21 protein-coding genes are annotated in these 23,046 nt (G+C 32.0%); 13 read left to right on the top strand and 8 right to left on the bottom strand.

The features are described from left to right. Positions 1–642 carry a protein-L-isoaspartate(D-aspartate) O-methyltransferase gene (locus AC13CQ_RS14620; protein WP_008614634.1) on the bottom strand — a complete coding sequence of 214 codons (642 nt, stop codon included), beginning with the start codon at positions 640–642 and terminating at the stop codon, positions 1–3. Between the two features lie 267 nt (positions 643–909). Between AC13CQ_RS14620 and AC13CQ_RS14615 the strand changes: the two genes are divergently transcribed. The 7 genes from AC13CQ_RS14615 to miaA all read left to right on the top strand — a co-directional run bounded on the left by AC13CQ_RS14615 (position 910) and on the right by miaA (position 8,315). Next, a complete protein-coding gene (locus AC13CQ_RS14615) occupies positions 910–1,878 on the top strand; it encodes a Gfo/Idh/MocA family protein (RefSeq protein WP_335589092.1) in 969 nt (322 codons plus the stop codon). A gap of 72 nt (positions 1,879–1,950) precedes the next feature. Beyond that, positions 1,951–2,835: a 3-hydroxyacyl-CoA dehydrogenase family protein gene (locus AC13CQ_RS14610; protein ID WP_474506633.1), complete on the top strand. Its 885-nt coding sequence runs from the start codon at positions 1,951–1,953 to the stop codon at positions 2,833–2,835. Positions 2,836–2,966: 131 nt separating this feature from the next. Next, the gene (locus AC13CQ_RS14605; RefSeq protein WP_474506606.1) at positions 2,967–4,199 is read left to right on the top strand and encodes a DUF1015 domain-containing protein; all 1,233 of its coding nucleotides are present in this window, start codon (positions 2,967–2,969) and stop codon (positions 4,197–4,199) included. A 207-nt stretch (positions 4,200–4,406) separates the two neighbouring features. After that, the gene (locus AC13CQ_RS14600; protein WP_474506634.1) at positions 4,407–5,081 is read left to right on the top strand and encodes a YggS family pyridoxal phosphate-dependent enzyme; all 675 of its coding nucleotides are present in this window, start codon (positions 4,407–4,409) and stop codon (positions 5,079–5,081) included. Between the two features lie 95 nt (positions 5,082–5,176). Continuing rightward, positions 5,177–6,535 carry an exonuclease domain-containing protein gene (locus AC13CQ_RS14595; protein ID WP_456867188.1) on the top strand — a complete coding sequence of 453 codons (1,359 nt, stop codon included), beginning with the start codon at positions 5,177–5,179 and terminating at the stop codon, positions 6,533–6,535. Beyond that, the gene (locus tag AC13CQ_RS14590) at positions 6,536–7,408 is read left to right on the top strand and encodes an ion transporter (RefSeq protein ID WP_335588506.1); all 873 of its coding nucleotides are present in this window, start codon (positions 6,536–6,538) and stop codon (positions 7,406–7,408) included. Beyond that, positions 7,398–8,315 carry a tRNA (adenosine(37)-N6)-dimethylallyltransferase MiaA gene (gene miaA, locus AC13CQ_RS14585; protein ID WP_474506607.1) on the top strand — a complete coding sequence of 306 codons (918 nt, stop codon included), beginning with the start codon at positions 7,398–7,400 and terminating at the stop codon, positions 8,313–8,315. Before AC13CQ_RS14590 ends, miaA begins: the two co-directional genes overlap by 11 nt. On the opposite strand, the gene AC13CQ_RS14580 is transcribed toward miaA, so the two are convergent. Together AC13CQ_RS14580 and ychF are read right to left on the bottom strand one after the other, a co-directional pair. Beyond that, a complete protein-coding gene (locus AC13CQ_RS14580) occupies positions 8,312–8,674 on the bottom strand; it encodes a YegP family protein (RefSeq protein ID WP_008614626.1) in 363 nt (120 codons plus the stop codon). The genes miaA and AC13CQ_RS14580 overlap by 4 nt on opposite strands. Before the next feature lie 283 nt (positions 8,675–8,957). After that, on the bottom strand, positions 8,958–10,049 hold the full coding sequence (ychF, locus tag AC13CQ_RS14575; protein WP_008614625.1) for a redox-regulated ATPase YchF: 1,092 nt from the start codon (positions 10,047–10,049) through the stop codon (positions 8,958–8,960). 268 nt (positions 10,050–10,317) lie between these two features. Between ychF and AC13CQ_RS14570 the strand changes: the two genes are divergently transcribed. Further along, a complete protein-coding gene (locus AC13CQ_RS14570) occupies positions 10,318–11,304 on the top strand; it encodes a YitT family protein (protein ID WP_008614624.1) in 987 nt (328 codons plus the stop codon). Between the two features lie 126 nt (positions 11,305–11,430). Here the strand turns inward: AC13CQ_RS14570 and AC13CQ_RS14565 are convergent, their stop codons facing one another. From AC13CQ_RS14565 to AC13CQ_RS14555, 3 genes are read right to left on the bottom strand one after another with little or no spacing between them, the layout of a single operon-like run. Then, the gene (locus AC13CQ_RS14565) at positions 11,431–12,378 is read right to left on the bottom strand and encodes a TerC family protein (RefSeq protein WP_008614621.1); all 948 of its coding nucleotides are present in this window, start codon (positions 12,376–12,378) and stop codon (positions 11,431–11,433) included. A 6-nt stretch (positions 12,379–12,384) separates the two neighbouring features. Next, a complete protein-coding gene (locus AC13CQ_RS14560) occupies positions 12,385–12,879 on the bottom strand; it encodes a hypothetical protein (protein WP_008614620.1) in 495 nt (164 codons plus the stop codon). A gap of 18 nt (positions 12,880–12,897) precedes the next feature. Continuing rightward, entirely contained in the window at positions 12,898–13,662 is a 765-nt protein-coding gene (locus AC13CQ_RS14555) for an MBL fold metallo-hydrolase (protein ID WP_474506608.1), read from the bottom strand. An 85-nt stretch (positions 13,663–13,747) separates the two neighbouring features. Between AC13CQ_RS14555 and AC13CQ_RS14550 the strand changes: the two genes are divergently transcribed. Then, positions 13,748–15,208: a hypothetical protein gene (locus AC13CQ_RS14550; protein ID WP_008614616.1), complete on the top strand. Its 1,461-nt coding sequence runs from the start codon at positions 13,748–13,750 to the stop codon at positions 15,206–15,208. Positions 15,209–15,355: 147 nt separating this feature from the next. Here the strand turns inward: AC13CQ_RS14550 and bcp are convergent, their stop codons facing one another. Further along, positions 15,356–15,811, bottom strand: coding sequence for a thioredoxin-dependent thiol peroxidase (gene bcp / locus AC13CQ_RS14545; protein WP_335588512.1), 456 nt, complete (start codon positions 15,809–15,811; stop codon positions 15,356–15,358). Positions 15,812–15,867: 56 nt separating this feature from the next. Between bcp and AC13CQ_RS14540 the strand changes: the two genes are divergently transcribed. Then, the gene (locus AC13CQ_RS14540) at positions 15,868–16,536 is read left to right on the top strand and encodes an endonuclease III domain-containing protein (protein WP_008614613.1); all 669 of its coding nucleotides are present in this window, start codon (positions 15,868–15,870) and stop codon (positions 16,534–16,536) included. A 226-nt stretch (positions 16,537–16,762) separates the two neighbouring features. Here the strand turns inward: AC13CQ_RS14540 and AC13CQ_RS14535 are convergent, their stop codons facing one another. Next, on the bottom strand, positions 16,763–17,344 hold the full coding sequence (locus tag AC13CQ_RS14535) for an RNA polymerase sigma factor (RefSeq protein ID WP_008614606.1): 582 nt from the start codon (positions 17,342–17,344) through the stop codon (positions 16,763–16,765). Positions 17,345–17,691: 347 nt separating this feature from the next. Between AC13CQ_RS14535 and uvrA the strand changes: the two genes are divergently transcribed. The 3 genes from uvrA to AC13CQ_RS14520 all read left to right on the top strand — a co-directional run bounded on the left by uvrA (position 17,692) and on the right by AC13CQ_RS14520 (position 23,009). Further along, on the top strand, positions 17,692–20,469 hold the full coding sequence (gene uvrA, locus AC13CQ_RS14530; protein WP_474506635.1) for an excinuclease ABC subunit UvrA: 2,778 nt from the start codon (positions 17,692–17,694) through the stop codon (positions 20,467–20,469). A 62-nt stretch (positions 20,470–20,531) separates the two neighbouring features. Further along, complete coding sequence (locus tag AC13CQ_RS14525; protein WP_335588513.1) at positions 20,532–20,993, top strand: hypothetical protein; 462 nt, start codon at positions 20,532–20,534, stop codon at positions 20,991–20,993. A gap of 864 nt (positions 20,994–21,857) precedes the next feature. Beyond that, positions 21,858–23,009 carry a hypothetical protein gene (locus tag AC13CQ_RS14520; RefSeq protein WP_335588514.1) on the top strand — a complete coding sequence of 384 codons (1,152 nt, stop codon included), beginning with the start codon at positions 21,858–21,860 and terminating at the stop codon, positions 23,007–23,009. The last annotated feature ends 37 nt before the right edge of the window (positions 23,010–23,046 follow it).

Genomic DNA, 23,046 nt, shown 5'->3' with positions numbered 1-23,046 from the left:
TTAATTTTTATCTTCTAATAATGGAACAAATCTAAACTCCCCAAATTCGTACTTTTCAAATTCTTTTGGAGATTTACGAGTAAAGAGCGTCATTATTTGCACTTCGTCTCCAACTGGAATAACAAGTTTTCCTCCCACCTTTAATTGCGCCATTAAAGGTTTTGGTACAAAAGGTGCTCCAGCTGTTACTATTATTCCGTCAAAAGGAGCTTCTGCAGCTAAACCCTTATACCCATCACCAAAAATCATACGCTTAGGCTTATATCCTAATTTTGGTAAAAAGAGATTCGTTTTTTTAAATAACTCTTTTTGTCTTTCTATTGTATATACCGCAGCTCCCAATTCTAAAAGCATAGCTGTTTGATACCCACTTCCTGTCCCAATTTCTAGAATTTTTGCCCCTCGTTTTATCTCTAATAATTCTGTTTGAAAAGCAACTGTATATGGCTGAGAAATTGTTTGGCTTGCAGCTATCGGAAAAGCCTTGTCTTGATACGCATGGTCTTCAAAACTACTATCCATAAACAAATGTCTAGGAATTTTCTTTACCGCATTGATAACTCTCCGGTCAGAAATTCCTTTTTTTTGTAGGGTTTCCGCCAGTTTATTTCGCATTCCTTGGTGTCTATAGGTATCTTTCAAGCTTAGAGTTTTAGCAGTGCAAAACTATAAATTTTTAAATGAATTTTCTCCCTCAAGAAAAGCATAAAAAATTACATCCTTGTTTATGAGAGAATTAAAGTACTAAGAAGTTATCAACATCAAAACAACACCTCAAATAAAATAATAATGCGTATTTTAGATTTTCATTCTCATAGCCTAAAGGTTCCTTTTTATTCATTTATAAAAAAGATAGATATGGTTGAAAGAATGCAGCAATAATCTTATTTTTGTTTAAAAACATAACGTATGCTTAAAGCAGGTGTTCTAGGTGCTGGTCACCTTGGAAAAATTCATTTAAGACTTATCAATCAATCTGATAAATATGAACTCGTAGGTTTTTATGACCCAGACGAGAAAAATGCTAAGAAAATAGTAAAAGAGTTTGGATATAAATATTTTGCTTCTATTAACGATTTAATAGATGCGGTAGATGTAGTAGACATAGTAACTCCCACCCTTTCTCATTATGAATGTGCTTTAAAAGCCATAAAAAAGGGAAGGCATGTTTTCTTAGAAAAACCTATTACCAAAACAGTAAAAGAAGCCGAAGAGCTAATTGATTTGGCCAAACAAAACAATGTAAAAGGTCAGGTAGGTCATGTGGAGCGTTTCAACCCTGCTTTTATTTCTGTAAAAGAAAAGGTAGAAAATCCTATGTTTATAGAAACACATCGTTTGGCAGAGTTCAATCCACGAGGTACCGATGTGCCTGTGGTACTCGATTTAATGATTCATGATATTGATATCATTTTGAGCGTTGTTAAGTCGCCCGTAAAAAAAATAAATGCAAGTGGCGTTTCTGTCATAAGCAAGTCTCCAGACATAGCCAATGCAAGAATTGAATTCGAAAATGGATGTGTTGCTAATCTTACAGCAAGCAGAATTTCGTTAAAAAACATGCGTAAATCTAGGTTTTTTCAACGTGACGCATATATATCAGTAGATTTTTTGGAGAAACAAGTAGAGGTTGTTAAAATGAAAGACGCTCCTAAAAAACCTGATGAATACGCATTAGTATTACAAAATGCTGAAGGTGACAAAAAGCAAATCTATTTTGAGAACCCTAAAGTAACTCAAAATAACGCTATTTTAGATGAATTAGAATCGTTTGCAGATGCTATAAATAATAACACAGAAACTGCAGTGAGTTTAGAACATGGAACAGCCGCACTAAAAGTTGCAATGGAAATTGTTGCGCTGGTTGAAGGCGAATAACACAAAGTTTCAACCTTCAACTTTTATACTTTCAACTTTTATACTTTTTAAACTTTTTTTCAAATGACCGACATAAAAAATATAGCCGTAATTGGAGCAGGAACCATGGGGAATGGAATTGCTCATACCTTTGCCCAAAGCGGTTACAAAGTTAATTTGATTGATATTTCTGAAGTTTCCCTTGTTAAGGGCCTAAATACTATTGAGAAAAATCTTGATAGAATGCTGGCAAAAGAAAAAATATCAGAAGTAGATAAAAAAAACACATTAGAGAATATCTCTACACATACCAACCTAAAGAATGGAGTTAAAGGAGCTGATTTAGTTGTTGAAGCTGCTACAGAAAATGAAGAGTTAAAGCTTAAAATTTTTAAAGATTTAAATGATTTTTGTGCTTCTGAAACCATTTTAGCAACCAATACTTCCTCTATTTCCATTACTAAAATTGCTACTGCTGTTACTAATCCTGCCCGTGTTATTGGAATGCACTTTATGAATCCGGTACCTATTATGAAATTGGTAGAGATAATAAAAGGCTACAATACGAGTGAAGAGGTTTTAAATAGTATTCTAAAACTATCTAAAGCTATAGGGAAAGTTCCTGTGGAAGTAAACGATTATCCCGGGTTTGTTGCCAACCGCATTTTAATGCCCATGATAAATGAAGCTATTGAGACTCTTTATAATGGTGTTGCCGGAGTTTATGAAATAGATACCGTTATGAAGCTTGGAATGGCACATCCAATGGGACCGTTACAATTAGCAGATTTTATAGGGTTAGACGTATGTTTATCTATTTTAAATGTTATGTATGATGGATTTAAAAACCCAAAATACGCTCCTTGTCCACTATTAGTAAATATGGTTACAGCAGGAAAGTTAGGAGTAAAATCTGGCGAAGGTTTTTATGATTATACAGAGAATCAACAACCTAAGGTTAAATCTGCTAGAAATTAGAAGGAAACGATGAAAACATTTCAACACAAATTTGAAGGTATTAAAATCTTACTTAGTGAGCAAAAAAGTAGAGAATATTTCAAAACAGTTTCAGAAATAAACAGATTAGTAATTTCAATATAATATAAAGAATGGTAAAAATAATTCCGTTTACAGCAGTACGTCCAACCAAAGATAAAGTTGGATTGGTAGTTTCCCGCTCTTATGAGGACTACCCTGTAGACGAGTTAAACACTACGCTTTCCTACAATCCTTTTTCGTTTTTACATATTATAAATCCGGGATATAAATTCCATCATGATATTTCTGGAGAAAGACGTTTTTCTCTAGTTAAAAATCGCTATTTAGAATTTATAGAAGAAGATATATTTTTAAAAGACAAGAATCCTGCTTTTTATATTTATAAAATTAAAACTCGAAAAAGCACTTTCTGTGGTATTTTTGCGGGGGCTAGTATTGACGATTACCGAAAAAATAATATTAAAAAACACGAAGCCACTTTACAAACCCGAGAAAAGCTATTTAAGGAATATTTAAAAACAGTGGGGTTCAATGCCGAACCTGTACTCCTAACCTACCCCGACAATAATAGGATTGATGAAATTATAAAATCTATAACAGTTCAAAATCCAGAATATGAATTTGCAACAACCGACAAAGCAATTCATTATTTATGGAAAGTGGATGATGGTAATATAGTTTCAGAAATTCAACAAGTTTTTAAAGAATTAGATTGTGTATATATTGCCGATGGTCATCATCGTTCGGCATCTTCAAATCTTCTCGCTGAAGAACTTCAGCAGAAAAATCCTAAACACACTGGAGAAGAACCTTATAATTATTTTATGAGCTATTTAATTCCAGAGTCGAATTTAAAAATTTACGAATTCAATAGAATGGTTAAAGATTTAAACGGGTTGAGTAAAGAGGAATTTTTAATTCATTTAGATGAATATTTTAGAATTGAGAATCGGGGTGCCGATTTGTATAAACCTTCTAAAATTCATCACTTTGGAATGTATTTAGAAGGCGAATTCTATTCTCTATATTTAAGAAAAAATTACCCTTTTACTAATTCTTTAAGCGAGCTGGATACTCAAATTTTGTTCGTCACAATTTTAAAACCTATTTTAGGTATTGAGGATCTTAGAAACGACAGTAGAATTGAATATGGTTACGGAAAATATAACACTATCAAAATGAAAGATTCAATTGATAATGGTAAATTTAAAGTAGGATTTAGCTTATATCCTGTAAAAGTTTCACAAATGAAGCAAATAGCAGATGATGGATTAAAAATGCCGCCTAAAACAACCTATATTGAACCTAAATTAAAAAGCGGACTCACTATTTATGAGTTTTAATCCTTCACAGAGGGTTTAATTCTCTAAAACCTACCCTGATTTATAAGGGCACTGAGTTGAAATGAGTTAAATGTGTTTCACTTAAAACACCCTTTTGGGCTTGTCTCAAGAGAATTAATTCATTATTAAAGATTTTGTATTGAAACATGGATGTTTCAAAGATTAAATAGAAACACTCACTTTGTGAGAATAATTAGAAAATATAAAATGTCTGTTCAAGAGAATTTAACACATATAAAAAAAGAACTTCCTAAAAATGTTACACTGGTTGCTGTTTCCAAAACTAAGCCAAACGAAGCTATTTTAGAAGCCTATGAAGCTGGACAGCGAGTGTTTGGTGAAAATAAAATTCAGGAAATGACCGATAAATGGGAAGCTTTGCCAAAAGACATTGAATGGCATATGATTGGGCATGTACAAAGAAATAAAGTAAAGTATATGGCGCCTTTTGTAAACCTAATTCATGGAGTAGATAGCTTGAAGTTATTAAAAGAAATAAATAAACAAGCTAAAAAAAATGACCGCATTATCTCCTGTTTACTCCAAATGCATATTGCCAAGGAAAGCACTAAATTTGGAATGGATGAGACGGAAATTAAAAGCCTTATTTCTTCTGAAGAATTTAGGCAAATGGAAAATGTAAAAGTAATCGGACTCATGGGAATGGCTACTTTTACTGAGAATGAAGCACAAATAAAAGAAGAGTTTTCTACCCTAGCATCCCTTTTTAATTTACTAAAAGAAAGCAATCCAACAACAGAAAAAATTGACTTGCAAGTTTTATCTATGGGAATGAGTGGCGATTATAAAATTGCTATTAAATCTGGAAGTAATATGGTTAGAATTGGAAGTAGTATTTTTGGAGCAAGAAATTATAGTTAGATAAGATTAGTAATAATATAAAACAAGAGTTGTAAGTTGTATCCTGCAAAGATTATGATTTAATACTTTCAACTAACACATTACAATACAAAAGAATGTACGCAATACTCGATATAGAAACCACAGGTGGAAAATACAACGAAGAAGGAATTACCGAGATTGCTATATATAAATTTGATGGCCATAAAGTTGTAGATCAATTTATTAGTTTGGTTAATCCTGAGAAGGAAATTCAGCCATTTGTAGTAAAACTAACTGGAATTAATAATAATATGTTAGCTACAGCACCAAAATTTCATGAGGTAGCCAAACGTATTGTAGAAATTACCGATGGAGCAACACTTGTTGCTCATAATGCACAATTTGACTACAGAATATTACAAACAGAGTTTAGACGACTAGGATACGATTACCAGCGAAAATCTGTTTGCACTGTAGAATTAGCAAAAGAACTAATTCCAGACCAACCTTCTTATAGCTTAGGAAAACTTGTTAGATCTCTTGGAATACCGGTAAGCGATCGCCATCGTGCTAATGGAGATGCACAGGCTACAGTAAAACTCTTTAAAATGTTGTTGGCCAAAGACACTTCAAAAAAAATAGTTCAGAGTAACATCCGTGCAGAAAATATAGGTCAGCTCAATCCTAAATTAATAGATATTGTTGAGCAACTTCCTACTTCGGTAGGCGTTTTTTACGTACACAACACCGAAGGAGAGGTTATTTTTTTATCAAAAAGTAGTAATATCCAAAAACGAGTAAATCAACTATTTGCATCTTCTTCAAAAAAGAATAAGCGACTTCAAAAAGAGGTAAAAGCGGTAACTTATGAAGAAACTGGTAATGAATTAATAGCGCTTTTAAAGGAAAATTCAGAAGTAAAAAAGAGCACTCCTATTTATAACGTAAAAAATAAAAAGCTCTTTTCGCATGCACTATATTCTAAAGAAAGCAAAGAAGGTTATCTTACTCTAAAAATTGGAAAAGCAGATAATAGGAAGCAATACATCACTACTTTTTCTAGCTACCAGCAGGCTTATAATGTACTCCATGCTATTGATGAAGAGTTTACATTGTGCAATAAATTAAACGGTTTATCTGAAGCTAAAAAGAATTGTTATAATTATACTATTGAAAAATGTTTTGGAGCCTGTACAAATGAGGAACCTCCGAGCATTTATAATAAAAGAGTACGAAAAGCCATCTACAAATATGGTTTTCAAGATACTAGTTTTATCATTTCAGATAGAGGGCGTAACATTAATGAACGTAGTGTTATTTTAATTCAAAACGGGGAATTTAAAGGCTTTGGATTCTATGAATTAAATCATCAAATTAATAATATAGCTATTTTAGAGTCTATCATTACCCCGATGGAAAACACAACAGATGCTAAACATATAATACAATCATATCTCAGAAAAAAGAAATCGCCTAAAATTGTATCATTATAATTGAAAACTAAAAAGAAAAATATCTCGAAATGGAAACATCGTCTTCATGAAATTATTTATGAAGCAGATACACCCATGGGGAAATGGTTTGATATTATTTTATTTATCATCATTATTATCAGCATTATATTGGTAATGCTAGAGAGTGTAAAAACTATAGATGACAAATATCACAACTATCTTTTTACTGCTGAATGGGTAATCACCATCTTTTTTACCATAGAATACATTGCAAGAATTATTTCAATAAAGAAGCCTACAAAATACATTTTTAGCTTCTACGGAATTGTAGACTTACTATCCACTATTCCGCTATACCTCTCTTTCTTTTTTGCAGGCTCTCAAGTTTTTCTTGCCGTTAGAGCTTTACGCTTATTGAGAGTATTTAGAATATTGAAATTAGTTCGTTTTATGGGAGAAGCTTCCCAATTAAAAGAAGCTATAAAGTCTAGCAGAGCCAAAATTGCTGTTTTTATTTACACTGTATTAATTCTTTCCGTAATAATGGGCACTATAATGTATCTAATTGAAGGGGAAGAAGCTGGTTTTACAAGTATTCCCAGAAGTATATATTGGACTATAGTTACCCTCACAACAGTAGGTTATGGAGATATTGCTCCTGTTACCCCTGTTGGACAAATAATAGCTACTATAATTATGATTCTTGGTTATGGTATTATTGCCGTTCCTACAGGAATTGTTACTGTAGAATTTGCTAAACAAGGAGGTAGTAGTCCCGAAGAAAATAAGAAAAATGAAAATCAAAAAATAATCCACACCAATACCCAAGTATGCCCACATTGTAATGCCGATAACCATAAAGACAATGCTATATTTTGTTATAATTGCGGAAATTATTTAAATGAACACTAAATACCTCATAACCGTTGTTGGTCCAACTGCAATTGGAAAAACTGCCTTAGCTATAAAATTAGCTAATGAATTTGCTACTGAAATTATTTCTTCGGATTCTCGACAATTTTTTAAAGAAACAACCATAGGAACTGCTGTACCAGAACCTGAAGAATTAGCGCAAGCAAAACACCATTTTATTCAACATAAAAGTATTACCGAAGCATATTCGGTTGGCGATTTTGAAAGAGATGCTATTGCGCTCTTAGAACAACTTTACCAGAAACATGATCTAGTAATCATGGCTGGCGGAAGTGGACTATATAACAATGCAGTTATTGAAGGGCTAGATAATTTCCCAAATGTAAGTCCTGAAATTAGAGAACAATTAAATGCTACATTAGAAGAAAATGGAATAGAGACACTTCAACAACAATTAGAAAAATTAGATCCAGTTCACTATAAAAACATCGATATAAACAATCCGCATCGAATTATTAGAGCTTTAGAGATTTGTATCGGAACTGGGAAACCCTATTCTTCTTTTCTTAATCAAGGAAAAAATAAGCGCTCATTTAAAACCATTAAAGTTGGATTGACTGCCGATCGTGAAATTATTTACAATCGGATAAATCTACGGGTTGACCTTATGATGGAAAATGGATTACTAGAAGAAGCAAAAACTGTATTCCCTTATAAACACTTAAATGCTTTACAAACGGTTGGCTACAGAGAGCTTTTCGAATATTTTGATGGAAGCTACTCTCTCGATTTTGCTGTTTCAGAAATCAAGAAAAACACACGTAGATTTGCCAAACGCCAACTCACATGGCTAAGAAAAGACGATTCAATTTTATGGTTTGATTACAAAGCCGATAAACAAAATATAATAGACAAGGTTAAAGCTGTTATTAAGGAAGAGAGTTAGTTCCCAAATACTTCCTCAGCATCAGCAAAAATAGGTTCGTCTTCAGAAAAATCTAAAAATTCTGCCTCAGGAACATATTTCAATATTTCATTAATTCCCTTTTCTAGCATTAATTTAGTAGAGTATTTACGACTTGTAGCAATTACCAACCCGCCAGAAGAAAGTCTAAAATAATGCTTCCCCGAAGGCGTACTTTTTTTTCTGAATGTAAAAAACTGGATGTTCTCTCGGATTCCTTTTATCATTTTTTCACAATCCGTTTTTCTCTTGCAACTAATACTAGTAAAAATAGTTTTTCCTTTTCGATTGGTAAATACAAATTTATAGAGTCCGCTATTTCGTTTACTAATTACAAACATTCAAATCAATTATTTATCTAATTCTCCAATCACAAATCTAAAACAAAATATAAGAAATTCAAGTTTGGATGGCAACAGTATTTGTATAAGAAAGAACAAAAAAAAGACTATCTGAAAAGGAATTCATGGTTGTCAAACTGAGCTCAACCAGCTATCAAACTGAGCTTGTCGAAGTTTTAAACAACTAACATTCAAAAAATCCTTCGACAAGCTCAGGATGACATTTAGAGTTTAATTACTTTTTAGACTAGACAGCCATTTAAAATATTATTCAGCTAAGAAATTATACATTAAAACGGAAATGCATTACATCTCCATCTTTAACAATATATTCCTTCCCTTCTACTCTCATTTTTCCTGCTTCTTTTACTTTCCCTTCACTTCCATAATTTACATAATCATTATATGCAATCACTTCCGCTCGAATAAATCCTTTTTCAAAATCGGTATGAATAACGCCAGCAGCCTGAGGCGCAGTAGCACCTACAGGAATTGTCCAAGCTCTAACTTCTTTAACTCCTGCAGTAAAATACGTTTGCAAATTCAATAATTTATAGGCAGCACGAATTAGTTTTGAAGCACCAGGCTCTTCCAAACCTATATCTGCTAAAAACATTTGTCGCTCTTCAAAGTCTTCTAACTCTGCAATATCTGCTTCAATTCCAACAGCCAAAACAATAATTTCAGCATTTTCTTCTTTAACAGCTTCTTTTACTTTTTCCACCAAAGCATTTCCATCTTTAGCAGCAGCTTCATCCACATTACATACATATAGAATTGGCTTTGCAGTAAGCAGCTGGAATCCTTTCATAAAATCTTCTTCTTCCTCAGTAACTTCTACTGCACGAGCAGAAATCCCACTCTCTAAGGCTGTTTTAAAACGAAGTAACAAAGCCTCTTCCGTCTTTGCATCTTTATCTCCAGTTTTTGCAGCTCTTTTTACTTTTTCTAAACGTTTATCTACAGTTTCAAGGTCTTTAAGCTGAAGTTCAATATCGATTGTTTCTTTATCTCGAATAGGATTTACATTTCCATCTACATGAACAATATTATCGTCTTCAAAACAACGAAGCACATGAATAATAGCATTACACTCTCTAATGTTTCCTAAAAACTGATTTCCTAAACCTTCTCCTTTACTAGCTCCTTTAACCAATCCTGCAATATCTACAATTTCAACTGTTGCAGGCAATACACGCTCTGGGTCTACTAAAGACTCTAATTTCTGTAATCTATTATCAGGAACGTTTACTACTCCTAAATTTGGTTCTATAGTACAGAATGGGAAATTAGCACTCTGTGCTTTTGCATTAGATAAACAATTAAACAAAGTTGATTTTCCTACATTAGGTAATCCTACTATTCCAGCTTTCATGCGTTGTATTTTGAAATTTTCGAGTGCAAATATAATTAAATAAACCCCAAAAATTCATCTATATAATGCTTTAATCTCATTTGCTATTTTATTTACTGTAGAATCTTAATCATCTGGAGAGCCTCAAATCAGAAAATAGCTGTTAAAAATTATTTTATATAAGATTTTAGATGAAAAATAAATTGGGAGTTACTCAAAATATATATCTTTATTCATGGAGACTGCCTCTAAACATTAAATCTCAATTATCGAGTAAATTTCAAATTGCATGAATACATTTTTTAGAAAAATAGTTGTTGATACCGTTCGAAAGAAATATCGAAAAACAGCACATACAGATTATCAAAGTGAGCAGAGTTTTAGAAAACAGGTAAACGACTTAGAGGTTGAAATTACTCATGAAATTCATGATATTATTTATCTTTTAATAGGAGTTTTATCTGCCTCTTTTGGACTTAAAGGCTTTTTGTTACCAAGTTCATTTATTGACGGAGGGGTAACGGGGATTTCCTTAATAGTAAGAGAGCTAACAGAACTACCGCTTTCTATATTAATTTTTACCCTTAACTTACCTTTTGTAATTCTAGCCTATATTGCTATTAGTAAAAGATTTGCAATTAATAGTGCTGTTGGAATTTTACTACTTGCATTTGCTGTTCATTATATTCCTTTTCCTACCATTACTGATGATAAAATCCTAATAGCAGCTTTTGGTGGTTTCTTTTTGGGACTCGGAATCGGAATGGCAATCCGTGGAGGTGCCATTATTGACGGTACAGAAGTTCTAGCTATTTACATTAGTAGGAAATCTAGTTTAACCGTAGGAAATGTTATTATGCTTTTTAATGTATTTATTTTTATGACGGCTGCCTATATTTTATCTACAGAAATTGCTTTGTACGCTATTCTTACCTATTTCTCTGCCTCTAAAACAGTAGATTTTGTTATTGATGGTATTGAGGAGTTTATTGGCGTTACCATTATTTCAGAAAAGCATGAGGAGGTACGTAAAACTATTATCCATAAAATGGGAAGAGGCTGCACTATTTACAAAGGTCAAAGAGGTTTTTCTGTGGACAATTCTCCACTAAATAATATTGATATTGTATATACAGTTATAACACGATTGGAAATGTCTACTCTTAAAACTGAAATTGATAAGATTGACAAAAAAGCATTTATTATTATGAATTCGGTTAAGGATACCAAAGGGGGAATGATTAAGAAAAAACCTCTTACAAAGATTAAATCTTAAAATCAATTACCTCGGGGCAAGCCCACGAAGTATTCAAAAAATATAAACTTAACTTATTTCGAGGCAGAGCCCTTTGGTAAACTCAAGACAGGACAAGCTCTAGGTAATAAAACCCTCTATGACAGATTAAATCTTTTCCTTTTTTTCTTTGTGTAATGAAAACCAAATTCCAGCTCCTAATGAAGCTCCAATTACTGTAAGAGATAGCCATTCTGGAATTTCCACATGATGAGATAAGATCATTTTAACCCCTACAAAACTTAAAATAACAACCAAACTATATTTTAAGTACCCAAAACGCTCCAACATATTTGCTAAAAAGAAATACATAGACCGTAAACCTAAAATTGCCATGATATTGGAACTAAACACCAAAAAAGGGTCTGAAGTTATGGCTAAAATTGCTGGTATACTATCTAATGCAAAAAGAATATCTGTAAATTCTATAATAATAAGCGCAATAAATAATGGGGTAGCTACAAGCAGATGCTTTTTTCTTATAAAAAAATGCTCACTATTCATGTGGGTTGTTACAGGAATAATTTTTCTGATGGTTTTATAAACAAAAGAGTTTCTTGGGTCATAAGCATCATCCTCTTTTTCTATCGCTAATTTTATAGCAGTATAAATTAAAAATACACCAAACACATAGATTATCCAATCAAATTTCTTGATTAAAAATACTCCGAATAATATCATTAAAGCTCTAAAAACAATCGCTCCAATAATCCCCCAAAACAATACTCTGTGTTGATATATTTTTGGTATTTTAAAAGAAGTAAATATAACTGCAATAACAAATATATTATCTACACTCAAGGATAACTCTATTAAATATCCTGTAATATATTTCATTAAAGCGCTTGTAGGAGTAAGATTATCTACATTATCTACCCAATCATGCTTAAATATAAAAAATACTACTAAAGAAAAAAGTAATGCTGTACTTACCCATATAGCAGTCCACACACTTGCTTCTTTATTAGTAATTTCATGTGGATTTTTATTGAAAACTCCTAAATCTAAGGCTAGGAAAATTACAATCAGAACAATAAACGATATCCAAACTATCATAATATATTAACTTCTAGTATATAATAAATGATCTAATAAAGTAAAATCTACGCCCATATCTTCTTTAAGTTCGTATTTTATAAACAGTTCACCCCAGTACTTTCCGTCAGAAAAATCGGCAATAATCCATTTATGATTTAACACTTTAATCTTATTAATTTTCATTGGAGCCCCAGACATTCCATCATATGGAACTAATGGGTTGTTACCTTTCTGCTCATTTGTTTCTAACAACTTATCGGCAATGTATCTAGATGGTCTTTCAAGTTTTAAATCATCATAATATGCCAAAGCATCATCATTATTCTCCAAAGAAAAATATTGTAAATCTAGTTTATCTAAAGATAGATTTTTTATTGAATCCTCAAGCTTTGAATTTTCTTCTTTTAAGTTTTCTATCTTAACAGTTTCAACTTCAAAATACTTCTTCGCACTTACATACTGGTATACAATATAAAGTACAGCAAAGAAGAAAAGATACATAAAAATATTACGTCTCATAAAGTGGGGTATTTAATTTTATAGTTCAATAATTAGGTTATCATAAGCAATGTAAACATTTGGCGGCAATTCTGCTTGCGCTTCCTCATGAAAGCCTAACATCGGACTAATATGAGTAAGATATGCTTTTTTAGGAGCCACTTGGGCTATAAATTCTAAAGCTTCTTCTAGATTAAAATGCGAATGATGTTTTTCTTTACGCAATGCATTTACTACCAACACCTCTACTCCTTTTAATTTTTCAATTTCTTCTGTATCGATACTTTTAACATCTGTGAGGTATGCAAATTTATCAAATCTAAATCCAAAAACTTGTAATCTATTATGAAAAGCATTAATTGGAATAACATTTAAATTTTCTAATCTAATAGGCTTGTTATTTTCAATTATATTTTCTCTTACCGCCGGAGCTCCAGGATATCGATCTTCCGTAGTAAAAATATAATCAAATTTAATTTTTAAAGATTTCAATACTCTTGGATGGGCATAAATAGGAATATCTCCTTGTCTAAAAAAGAAAGGACGAATATCGTCAAGTCCCATAATATGGTCTGCATGTTCATGTGTAAATAAAATCCCATCAATTTTTTTAACATCATGCGCTAACATTTGCTGTCTAAAATCTGGTCCACAATCAATAATATAGCAGTTGGAGTCCCATTCTATCATAACAGAAACCCTTAAACGCTTGTCTTTAGGGTTTTTACTTTTAGAAACAGGGTCATCACTCCCTATAATTGGAATTCCTTGTGATGTTCCTGTACCGAGGAAGGTAATCTTCAAAACACTAATTTTTTATCAAATTTATCATTTATATTCTGAATAGCTTCATGAATCTTTTTAACTTTGCGGTAAATAAAAAACTGCAATGACATTAGTTTTAAAAGGGGATAAGAACTTTGAGAATGTTCCATCGCTAAAATCCAAAGCGTTACGAATAAATCTGAATGAGGATATTTACGGAACATTTGCTGAAATTGGAGCTGGACAAGAAACTGTAAGGCATTTTTTTAGAGCTGGAGGTGCTTCTGGAACAATTGCAAAAGCCATGAGTGCTTACGACAAAAGTTTTAGTGATGCTATCTACGGAATAGAAGATGACGGTAGGTATGTAACCGAAGCTCGCTTAAAGAAAATGCTGTCTCATGAAATGCGCCTAATGGAAGAGCGTATCCCAAGAGATGATAATCCAAACAAAATATTTTTTTCCTACGCAAATACGGTAGCTACTATAGATTTTGCTAAGAAATTTAAAGGACATGGTTGGCTTGGAATTCGTTTTCAATTAGATCCTAATGAAGATTATAATGAAATTGCGCTTCACATTCGTTTTAAGCAAACCGAAGCTCGTTTACAACAAGAAACATTAGGGATTGTTGGTGTGAACCTTATATATGGAGCCTTTTACAAGCATCATAAACCAAAAAAATTACTAAAATATCTATACGATCATATCGATAATGATACAATAGAAATTGATACTATCAATTTTTCTGGTCCACGATTTGAAGAAGTAGATAATCGTTTAATGAGCTTACAACTTGTTAAAAATAATATGACCGATGCTGTAATGTTTGGTCCTGACGGAAACAACATTCTACCAGCATCTATTCTATACAAAAAAAATATTTTAGCACTGCGTGGTAGCTTTAGACCTGTTACCATGGTAAATATGGACATGTACAAAAAATCGTACGACATATTTATTAGGGAAAACAAAGTGGATATTGATAATACCGTTGTGGTTTTTGAAATTACACTTTCTAACTTACGTGCTGAAGGAGAAATTGATGAAGAAGACTTTATGGATAGAGCGCGTTTACTTTGCTCTTTAGGTCAGACAGTAATGATTTCAAACTTCCAGGAATATTATAAACTTGTAGAGTATTTCTCTGAATATACTAAAGAGCGTATGGCTCTTACTATGGGAGTTAATAATTTAGTGGATATTTTTGACGAAAAATACTACCGACATTTAAGTGGTGGAATTTTGGAGGCTTTTGGTAAACTCTTCTACAAAGATTTAAAAGTATACCTCTACCCTATGATCGATCAAGAAACTGGTTTAACAACTACCAGCAACAACCTAAAAGTACATCCACGTATGAAAGAGCTTTATAAATTCTTTAAATACAACGGAAAAGTTGTTGATATTTTTGATTACGACGATTCTATTTTAGATATTTTCTCAAGAGAAGTTCTTAAAAGTATTGCCGAAGGAGAAGAAGGATGGGAACATATGCTCCCTAAAGGTATTGCAGAACTTATCAAAGAAAAAGGATTGTTTGATTACAAATCCAAAAAAGAAATTGAGGAGAAACAAAAATAATTTTGTGTTTTACCTATAAAAAGAGGTCTTCTAAAATGTAATTTTTAGTTATCAAGCTGAGCTTGTCGAAGTTTTAAATAATAAATTCGGCAAGCTCAGTTTAACATTTAGGGTATAGATACTTGATCCTTAATTCTTCGTTCTTGCTTACGAATCAAGTATTTGAGAAGCATGGTCTTTTGTTTTTACCTTATCTATAACGCGGGTTACTACTCCATTCTCATCAATAATAAAAGTTTTTCTATGAATTCCGTCATACTCTTTTCCCATAAACTTTTTAAGTCCCCAAACGCCAAAAGCATTAATAACAACTTTTTCTTCATCAGCTAAAAGAGGAAAAGGAAATTCATATTTATTTTTAAAATTTGTTTGTCTTTTTTGAGAATCTGCGCTTACTCCTAGCAAACTATAACCTTCTGCTTGGAGTTCTTTGTAATTATCGCGTAAATTGCAAGCTTCAGCAGTACAACCAGGGGTAGAAGCTTTTGGGTAGAAAAAAACAATTAATTTTTTTCCTTTATAATCAGCTAAAGAAACCTCATTTCCATCTTGATCTTGCACCGTAAAATCTGGTACTTTATCTCCTACTTTAAGTGTATTCATAAACATTTTTTTTATTTGAACTTTGTTCTACTATTTTTGTTTAAAATTACATAAAAATGACCAAAGCAGAAAAGGTTGATTTTGTTGTAGATACTTTAGAAAGTATTTATCCAACCGTTCCAATTCCCTTAGACCATACAGATCCTTATACATTATTAATAGCCGTTTTAATGTCTGCGCAAAGTACAGATGCTAGAGTAAACCAAATTACTCCACTGTTATTTGACAGAGCCATTAATCCGTATCAAATGGTAAAACTTACTGTAGACGAAATTAGAGAGATTATAAAGCCTGTTGGACTTTCTCCAATGAAAGCAAAAGGAATCCATGGCTTATCACAAATTTTAATAGATAAATATAATGGAGAAGTTCCTGCAGATATGGAAGCGCTAGAGGCTTTGCCAGCAGTAGGACATAAAACAGCTAGTGTGGTAATGTCTCAAGCCTTTGGAATTCCTTCATTTCCTGTAGACACTCATATCCATAGATTAATGTATCGTTGGGGGTTGTCTAATGGTAAGAATGTAGTTCAGACTGAAAAAGATGCCAAGCGTTTATTCAAAAAAGAATTATGGAATAAACTTCATCTACAAATTATTTATTACGCTCGTGAATATTCACCAGCTCGTGGGTGGAATCTCGATAAAGACATCATCACTAAAACAATTGGTAGAAAATCTGTAATTAAAGAATATGAAGCTTCCAAAACAAAAAAGACCCGTTGATTTACAACAGGTCTTTTTAGAAAAAGTTTAGTTTAATATAGTATCAAACGCTAACTTTTTATACTTCATAACACTTAAAGCCTTAGAATAACTAAGTAAAAATTCAATAGTCGATTCTTTGGGTTTTAATGGCTCTGATTTTGATTTTTGATAAGAGTAAAGTTTTTGCATGCCCCAAATTTTGTTATTAATAATAAAATAACGGAGCTACTCTCTTTATATTGTGTTAATTAGTTAAAACAATATTATTTTTTTCTACCATCTTTCTCAAATTTATGATAGCATAACGCATTCTACCCAAAGCTGTATTTATACTTACATTTGTTTGTTCTGCAATTTCTTTAAAACTCATGTCTTTATATAATCTCATATACAAAACCTCCTTTTGATCTTCTGGAAGTTCATCTATCAATTTTTTGACATCTGTTTCTACTTGATCTTTTATTATTTGCTTCTCTGCATTAAGGGCTGGATCTCCAAGAACGGAAAATATATTAAAGTCTTCACTCCCTTCAAATTTTGGCATTCTTGAATTTTTTCTGAAATAATCTATAACAAGGTTATGAGAAATTCGCATCACCCAAGGTAAAAACTTTCCTTCTTCATTATAATTCCCTCTTTTTAATGTTTTTATAACCTTAATAAAGGTATCCTGAAAAATATCCTCAGTAACGTCTTTATCATAAACTTTAGAAAAAATAAAGCTATAAATACGTTGAGAATGCCTATTAATTAATATTTCGAGTGATTTTTCATCGCCTTTTATATACTGTGCTACTAAAGCAGAGTCTTGAAGAGTTTTCTCCATACAATTACTTTTTAATAAATGTGAGTGTTGCCTACTTGGCAACGCTGTGTTAATACATTAGTTTTAAAGTAATTTTATGATATAGGCGTCTATTTTTTAAGTTGATTCGGAATCAAATATAATATAATTCTTAATTAAAAAACAAATTTCTCTGCAAATTCTCTAATTATTTCTACTGATACGTTACAATATCTCAACAAAAAGTGCGTTTCGCTAATCGTTTAAAATTAAGTAGACTTCTCATAATCAAAGAGATTAACAATTTATTCTTACTTCATAAATCTTCTTATAACATCACTTACAAAAGCTCATTTTAGATTCTTATCTTTGTGGTTTGTTTTATTGCTATGGTAGATATTAATACGGTAAACCCGAAAGAAAACATCATTATAAAAGGAGCTAAACTCCACAATCTTAAAGATATAAATGTAGTTATTCCACGAAATAAATTAGTGGTTTTAACTGGACTTTCAGGTAGTGGGAAATCATCTTTAGCCTTTGATACACTTTATGCCGAGGGACAACGTCGTTATGTTGAAAGTTTATCTTCTTATGCAAGACAGTTTTTAGGGCGATTAAATAAACCTAAGGTTGATTATATAAAAGGAATTGCTCCTGCCATTGCTATTGAGCAGAAAGTAAACTCTACAAATCCACGGTCTACCGTTGGTACAACTACAGAAATCTATGATTATTTAAAACTCCTGTATGCCCGTATTGGCAAAACTTACTCCCCTATTTCTGGTAACGAAGTCAAAAAAAATACAGTTACAGATGTTATTAATTATGTAAAAACATTTGAAGAACGAAGTAAGCTTTTATTACTAGCTCCTGTTCATATTCCTGAGGATCGAAATGTACTTAAAACTTTAGAAATCCTTGCTCAGCAGGGATACGCTAGAATAAAATATAAAAATGAAGTTTTACGAATTGAAGAAATCGAAACAGAAATTGAGAACGATTTCTTTTTAGTAGTAGACCGTATTATTGTTAAAGATGATGAAGATTTTTATAACCGTTTGGCAGATGCAGTAGATTCCGCATTTTTTGAAGGAAAAGGAGAGTGTATTATTGAAGATTTATCTGCTGATAAACAAATGCATTTTAGTAATAAATTTGAGCTAGATGGTATTCAGTTTTTAGAACCAAACGTACATTTATTCAGTTTTAATAATCCATACGGCGCGTGTCCAAGTTGTGAAGGATACGGGGATGTAATTGGCTTGGATGAAGATTTAATCATTCCCAATACAGGTTTATCTATTTATGATAACGCCATTTTTGCATGGCGTGGAGACAGCATGAGTTGGTACCGAGATCAACTTGTAAATAATGCCTATAAATTTGATTTTCCTATCCATAAACCTTGGTTTGAATTAACCGATAAACAAAAAGAATTAGTTTGGGAAGGAAATAAATATTTTACTGGATTGACTGCTTTTTTTACTGAATTAGAAGAAAAAAGCTATAAAATTCAGAATAGAGTGATGCTTTCTCGTTATCGAGGAAAAACAAAATGTTCGCTTTGTAAAGGCAAAAGACTAAGAGAAGAGGCAAATTATGTAAAAGTTGGTGATAAAACCATTACAGATCTTGTAGAAATGCCTCTAGACAAACTTCAAGCCTATTTTGAAGATTTAAAACTAAACGAAAACGACAATGCAATCTCCAATCGTTTATTGAAAGAGATTAATAGTCGACTCCAATTTTTGAGTAATGTTGGATTGGATTATTTAACGCTAAATAGAAAATCTAATTCTCTCTCTGGCGGAGAGTCTCAACGTATTAATTTAGCAACCTCATTAGGAAGTAGTTTGGTGGGCTCCATGTATATTTTAGATGAGCCAAGTATTGGATTACATCCAAAAGATACCGAAAAATTAATTGGAGTTCTACAATCGCTTCGAGATTTAGGAAACACAGTTATTGTAGTTGAGCATGATGAAGATATAATGAAAGCTGCCGATGAAATTATAGATATTGGTCCAGAAGCTGGAACCTTAGGAGGGAATGTAGTGGCTACAGGTTCTTACAAACAACTCTTAAAAGCAAATACACTTACTGCTAAATATTTAAACGGAAAGGACGAAATTGCTGTACCTAAGAACAGACGTAAAAGCAAAAATTATATTGCCATAAAAGGTGCTCGAGAAAACAATTTAAAAAACATTGATGCTACATTTCCACTAAATACACTTACGGTAGTTACAGGAGTCTCGGGTAGTGGTAAAAGTACCTTGGTAAAGAAAATATTGTATCCAGCAATATTAAAAGCTACTGGAGGGTATGGCGAAAAAATAGGTCAGTTTTCTGGTATTGAAGGAAAATACAGCTCTCTTACTTCCGTAGAATTTGTAGATCAAAATCCTATTGGACGTTCGTCAAGATCAAACCCAGTTACTTATATTAAGGCGTATGACGATATTAGGAGTTTATTTTCAAAAGAGAAATTATCAAAATTACGCGGGTATCAACCTAAACACTTTTCGTTTAATGTAGACGGAGGACGCTGCGAAACTTGTAAAGGAGAAGGAGAAGTTACTATAGAAATGCAATTTATGGCAGACGTACATTTAGAATGCGAAACTTGCCATGGTAAACGTTTCAAAAAAGAAATTTTAGAAGTAAAATTCAACGATAAAAATATCGATGATATTTTAACTATGACCATTGATGATGCCGTTGCTTTTTTTAATGAACACAACCAATCTAAAATAGTTTCAAAACTTAAACCCTTACAAGATGTTGGTTTGGGGTATGTTACTTTAGGGCAATCCTCTTCTACCCTTTCTGGAGGTGAAGCCCAGCGTATCAAATTGGCTTCCTTTTTAGTAAAAGGACAAACAAAAAATAAAACCCTCTTTATTTTTGATGAACCCACAACAGGGCTACATTTTCACGATATTAAAAAACTCCTTAAATCTTTTGATGCATTATTAGAAATTGGACATTCAATTATTGTTGTGGAGCACAATTTAGATTTAATTAAATGTGCCGATTATATTATTGACCTCGGACCATTAGGCGGAGAAAAAGGTGGAAATTTAATTGCTGAAGGAACCCCCGAAGAAATTAGTAAAATAAAAGAAAGCTTTACTGGACAGTATCTAAAAGAAAAACTCTAGCCAAAAGCAACCATATACCATTTTTAACATCTTAGGAATGATATTCATTTAAAAATATATTGATGAAAACTATTTCTTTGCCTTTAGTATTCCTTTTAATTTTTATTTCTTGTAATAGTGATGATAATGTTACCGATTTAAATAACACCCCTACTTCTATTGATATAACGGGAAATTGGTATTTAATTGAAATGAGTGGAAACATTCCAAATTCTACCACCACAAAAAACGATATGGAATGGCAAGAAACATATACCTTTAATCAAGACAGTACCTTTACAAAAACTAGATTTGATGAAGGTAATAATACTACCATAAAAATATCTGGCACCTACAAGCTTAAAGCAACAGAAGAGGAACGCGGACTCAACCTTTATTATAATGAAGAAAGTTCTATTATAGGCTCTTGTTCCAATGCAAGAGAAGAATACCTATATTTTTTAGATAACTCTCAAATACGAAGTAATTGGTGGGCATGCGACGGGCCTGGTTTGCTTTATGAAAAAGGTAATTATTTAGATTAACACAAGCTTAACTTCCACCATTGTAAGAAATTCCTTTTAAAAGAGACCTAGTAGATATAGCTTAGAAATATAATAATAACTTTATATTTAAAAGTATTGTTGTCCGATAAAAGTTAACGGGATTTATTGGATTTCACTTATATCAAGGTTCAAAATGAGGTTTTCAAAATAGCCCCTTGCTATTAATAAAAATGAAAAAAGAGGGTTTTTAGTTTTTTTTAAACTACTCTTTTTATGATAGTTAAAGTTTAGTCTTTGTTCTTTTTTCTTATAGCGAAGCGGGATTGTATTTTAACTCAAGTAATTAATCAACTACCTCAAGGCAAGCCTACGAGATATTAAAAGAAAATAATTTAATCCATTTCGACTTAGAGTCCTTTGGTAAACTCAAGACAGGCTCTCGAGAACAAAACCCTCAATAAGGGATTTAAAAGCAAATAATTAGTTAAAATAGTTGAGCCATATATTTTGGCACGCTGTTTGAAATAAACACTATAAATTTCATAGTTGAATTTTTTTTTGGTTGGTTAGTTGAGAACACCGCACCTAAATTTGTTAAATCAAATGGTGAGGTGTTCTTTTTTTATAGCTTTTTTATTTTCTATGAAAGCCTATTTGCCACGAATACACGAATATTTTTTTATCTCCTGTCTATCCGTAATTGAAAAATAAATAAATCCGTGAATCTGTGGCGGAAATATAAAGCAACTATAAAAATAAAATAAAATTAATCTTTAAAATGTTGATATTCAATAATTTAAATCCTATCATAAAATACAAAGCATTTTTTGGCACGCAGTTTGATTTCTAATATGCGAGAGTCATTTAAAAATGATTTTTGTTTAATTAAAAAACCTAGAAATTATGAAAAAGCTATTATTTATTTTTATTTCTGTCTTTCTTGGTACAAGTACAAGCTTTGCTAATTCAGATACATCAAAAACAACATCAAGTTTTGGATATAACAACTCATTCATCTTTACTGAAAACGGAGTAACATTTTCTGTTTATCCAGATGGAGAATTTGACTTCTATATTGATAATCCTCAATACTTTGGAGCAAGTATAAATACTGGAAATGTAAGCATAACTTTCAATTCTGGATACCGATATGATGCCTATGTTCAATATGATGATTATGGTGCTGTAATTCAAGTAGAAAACACTCCTATTTACTATGATTTCTACGGAAGAGTAACAAGAATTGGAATGGTAGATGTTTTATACAGAGGAAACTATGTTAACAGAATTGGTGGATTAAATATTTACTATAACGGAAATGGCGTTTATACACATTCATCGGGTTATATTAATGTATATAATAGAGCTTATGTTTACAGACCTTACCACAGATATTTTGTAAGACCACGTCCTTCATATTGCATGGTTTACTATCAACCATATAGAAGGTATTATAGCCCAGTTAGATATACATATTACAAACCGTATAAAAATAACAGCAGACGTTCGTATGCAAGTGTTGGAAGAAACTATCATTATAAAGAAAACAACTCAAGAAGAAATATTTATCAAAATGATAGACGTGTAAGCAAAAGAAGCGATGCGCAGGTTACAAGAAATGTACGTAGTAGAAGTTTAGCTTATGAAAGTAATAGAAGTAGCGCTAATAGAACTACTTCTAATACAAGAACTAGTTATTCTGCAACACGGAATTCTAATTCAAATAGAGCTACAACTACTTCAAACAGAACAACTCCAACGAGTACTAGCAGAAGTAGTAACGCTACAAGAAGTTCTAATAGTTATACAAAATCTCCTAGTAGATCTGTAAAGACTAGTACTAAAAGTACAAGAAGCACTACCAGTCCAGCTACTAGAACCTCTACTAATAATAGATCAAGTAGTAGTAATAGTAGAAGTTCTAAAAATAACAATTACTCAACTTCAAGTAGGAGTTCTAGATCTAGTAATGTAAAGGCTACAAGAGCTACTCCCTCAAGATCTACATCTGCAACACGATCTTCTTCTAGTAGAAGTAGTAGTAGAAATTTATAAAATTTAGTTCGTTAATAGGAAAGATCCGTAAGCAGCA

The sequence above is a fragment of the Galbibacter sp. L-19 genome, assembly GCF_056857615.1.
The sequence above is the reverse complement of the archived record's forward strand: the minus strand, read 5'-3'. Positions and strand labels throughout refer to the sequence as shown.

Bases quoted from the DNA above. Each gene is read 5' to 3' on its own strand.
- AC13CQ_RS14615 (WP_335589092.1), top strand. From the start codon at position 910: ATGCTTAAAGCAGGTGTTCTAGGTGCTGGTCACCTTGGAAAAATTCAT.
- AC13CQ_RS14605 (WP_474506606.1), top strand. From the start codon at position 2,967: ATGGTAAAAATAATTCCGTTTACAGCAGTACGTCCAACCAAAGATAAA.
- AC13CQ_RS14600 (WP_474506634.1), top strand. From the start codon at position 4,407: ATGTCTGTTCAAGAGAATTTAACACATATAAAAAAAGAACTTCCTAAA.
- AC13CQ_RS14595 (WP_456867188.1), top strand. From the start codon at position 5,177: ATGTACGCAATACTCGATATAGAAACCACAGGTGGAAAATACAACGAA.
- miaA (WP_474506607.1), top strand. From the start codon at position 7,398: ATGAACACTAAATACCTCATAACCGTTGTTGGTCCAACTGCAATTGGA.
- AC13CQ_RS14580 (WP_008614626.1), bottom strand. From the start codon at position 8,674: ATGTTTGTAATTAGTAAACGAAATAGCGGACTCTATAAATTTGTATTT.
- ychF (WP_008614625.1), bottom strand. From the start codon at position 10,049: ATGAAAGCTGGAATAGTAGGATTACCTAATGTAGGAAAATCAACTTTG.
- AC13CQ_RS14570 (WP_008614624.1), top strand. From the start codon at position 10,318: ATGAATACATTTTTTAGAAAAATAGTTGTTGATACCGTTCGAAAGAAA.
- AC13CQ_RS14565 (WP_008614621.1), bottom strand. From the start codon at position 12,378: ATGATAGTTTGGATATCGTTTATTGTTCTGATTGTAATTTTCCTAGCC.
- AC13CQ_RS14560 (WP_008614620.1), bottom strand. From the start codon at position 12,879: ATGAGACGTAATATTTTTATGTATCTTTTCTTCTTTGCTGTACTTTAT.
- AC13CQ_RS14550 (WP_008614616.1), top strand. From the start codon at position 13,748: ATGACATTAGTTTTAAAAGGGGATAAGAACTTTGAGAATGTTCCATCG.
- bcp (WP_335588512.1), bottom strand. From the start codon at position 15,811: ATGAATACACTTAAAGTAGGAGATAAAGTACCAGATTTTACGGTGCAA.
- AC13CQ_RS14540 (WP_008614613.1), top strand. From the start codon at position 15,868: ATGACCAAAGCAGAAAAGGTTGATTTTGTTGTAGATACTTTAGAAAGT.
- AC13CQ_RS14535 (WP_008614606.1), bottom strand. From the start codon at position 17,344: ATGGAGAAAACTCTTCAAGACTCTGCTTTAGTAGCACAGTATATAAAA.
- uvrA (WP_474506635.1), top strand. From the start codon at position 17,692: ATGGTAGATATTAATACGGTAAACCCGAAAGAAAACATCATTATAAAA.
- AC13CQ_RS14525 (WP_335588513.1), top strand. From the start codon at position 20,532: ATGAAAACTATTTCTTTGCCTTTAGTATTCCTTTTAATTTTTATTTCT.
- AC13CQ_RS14520 (WP_335588514.1), top strand. From the start codon at position 21,858: ATGAAAAAGCTATTATTTATTTTTATTTCTGTCTTTCTTGGTACAAGT.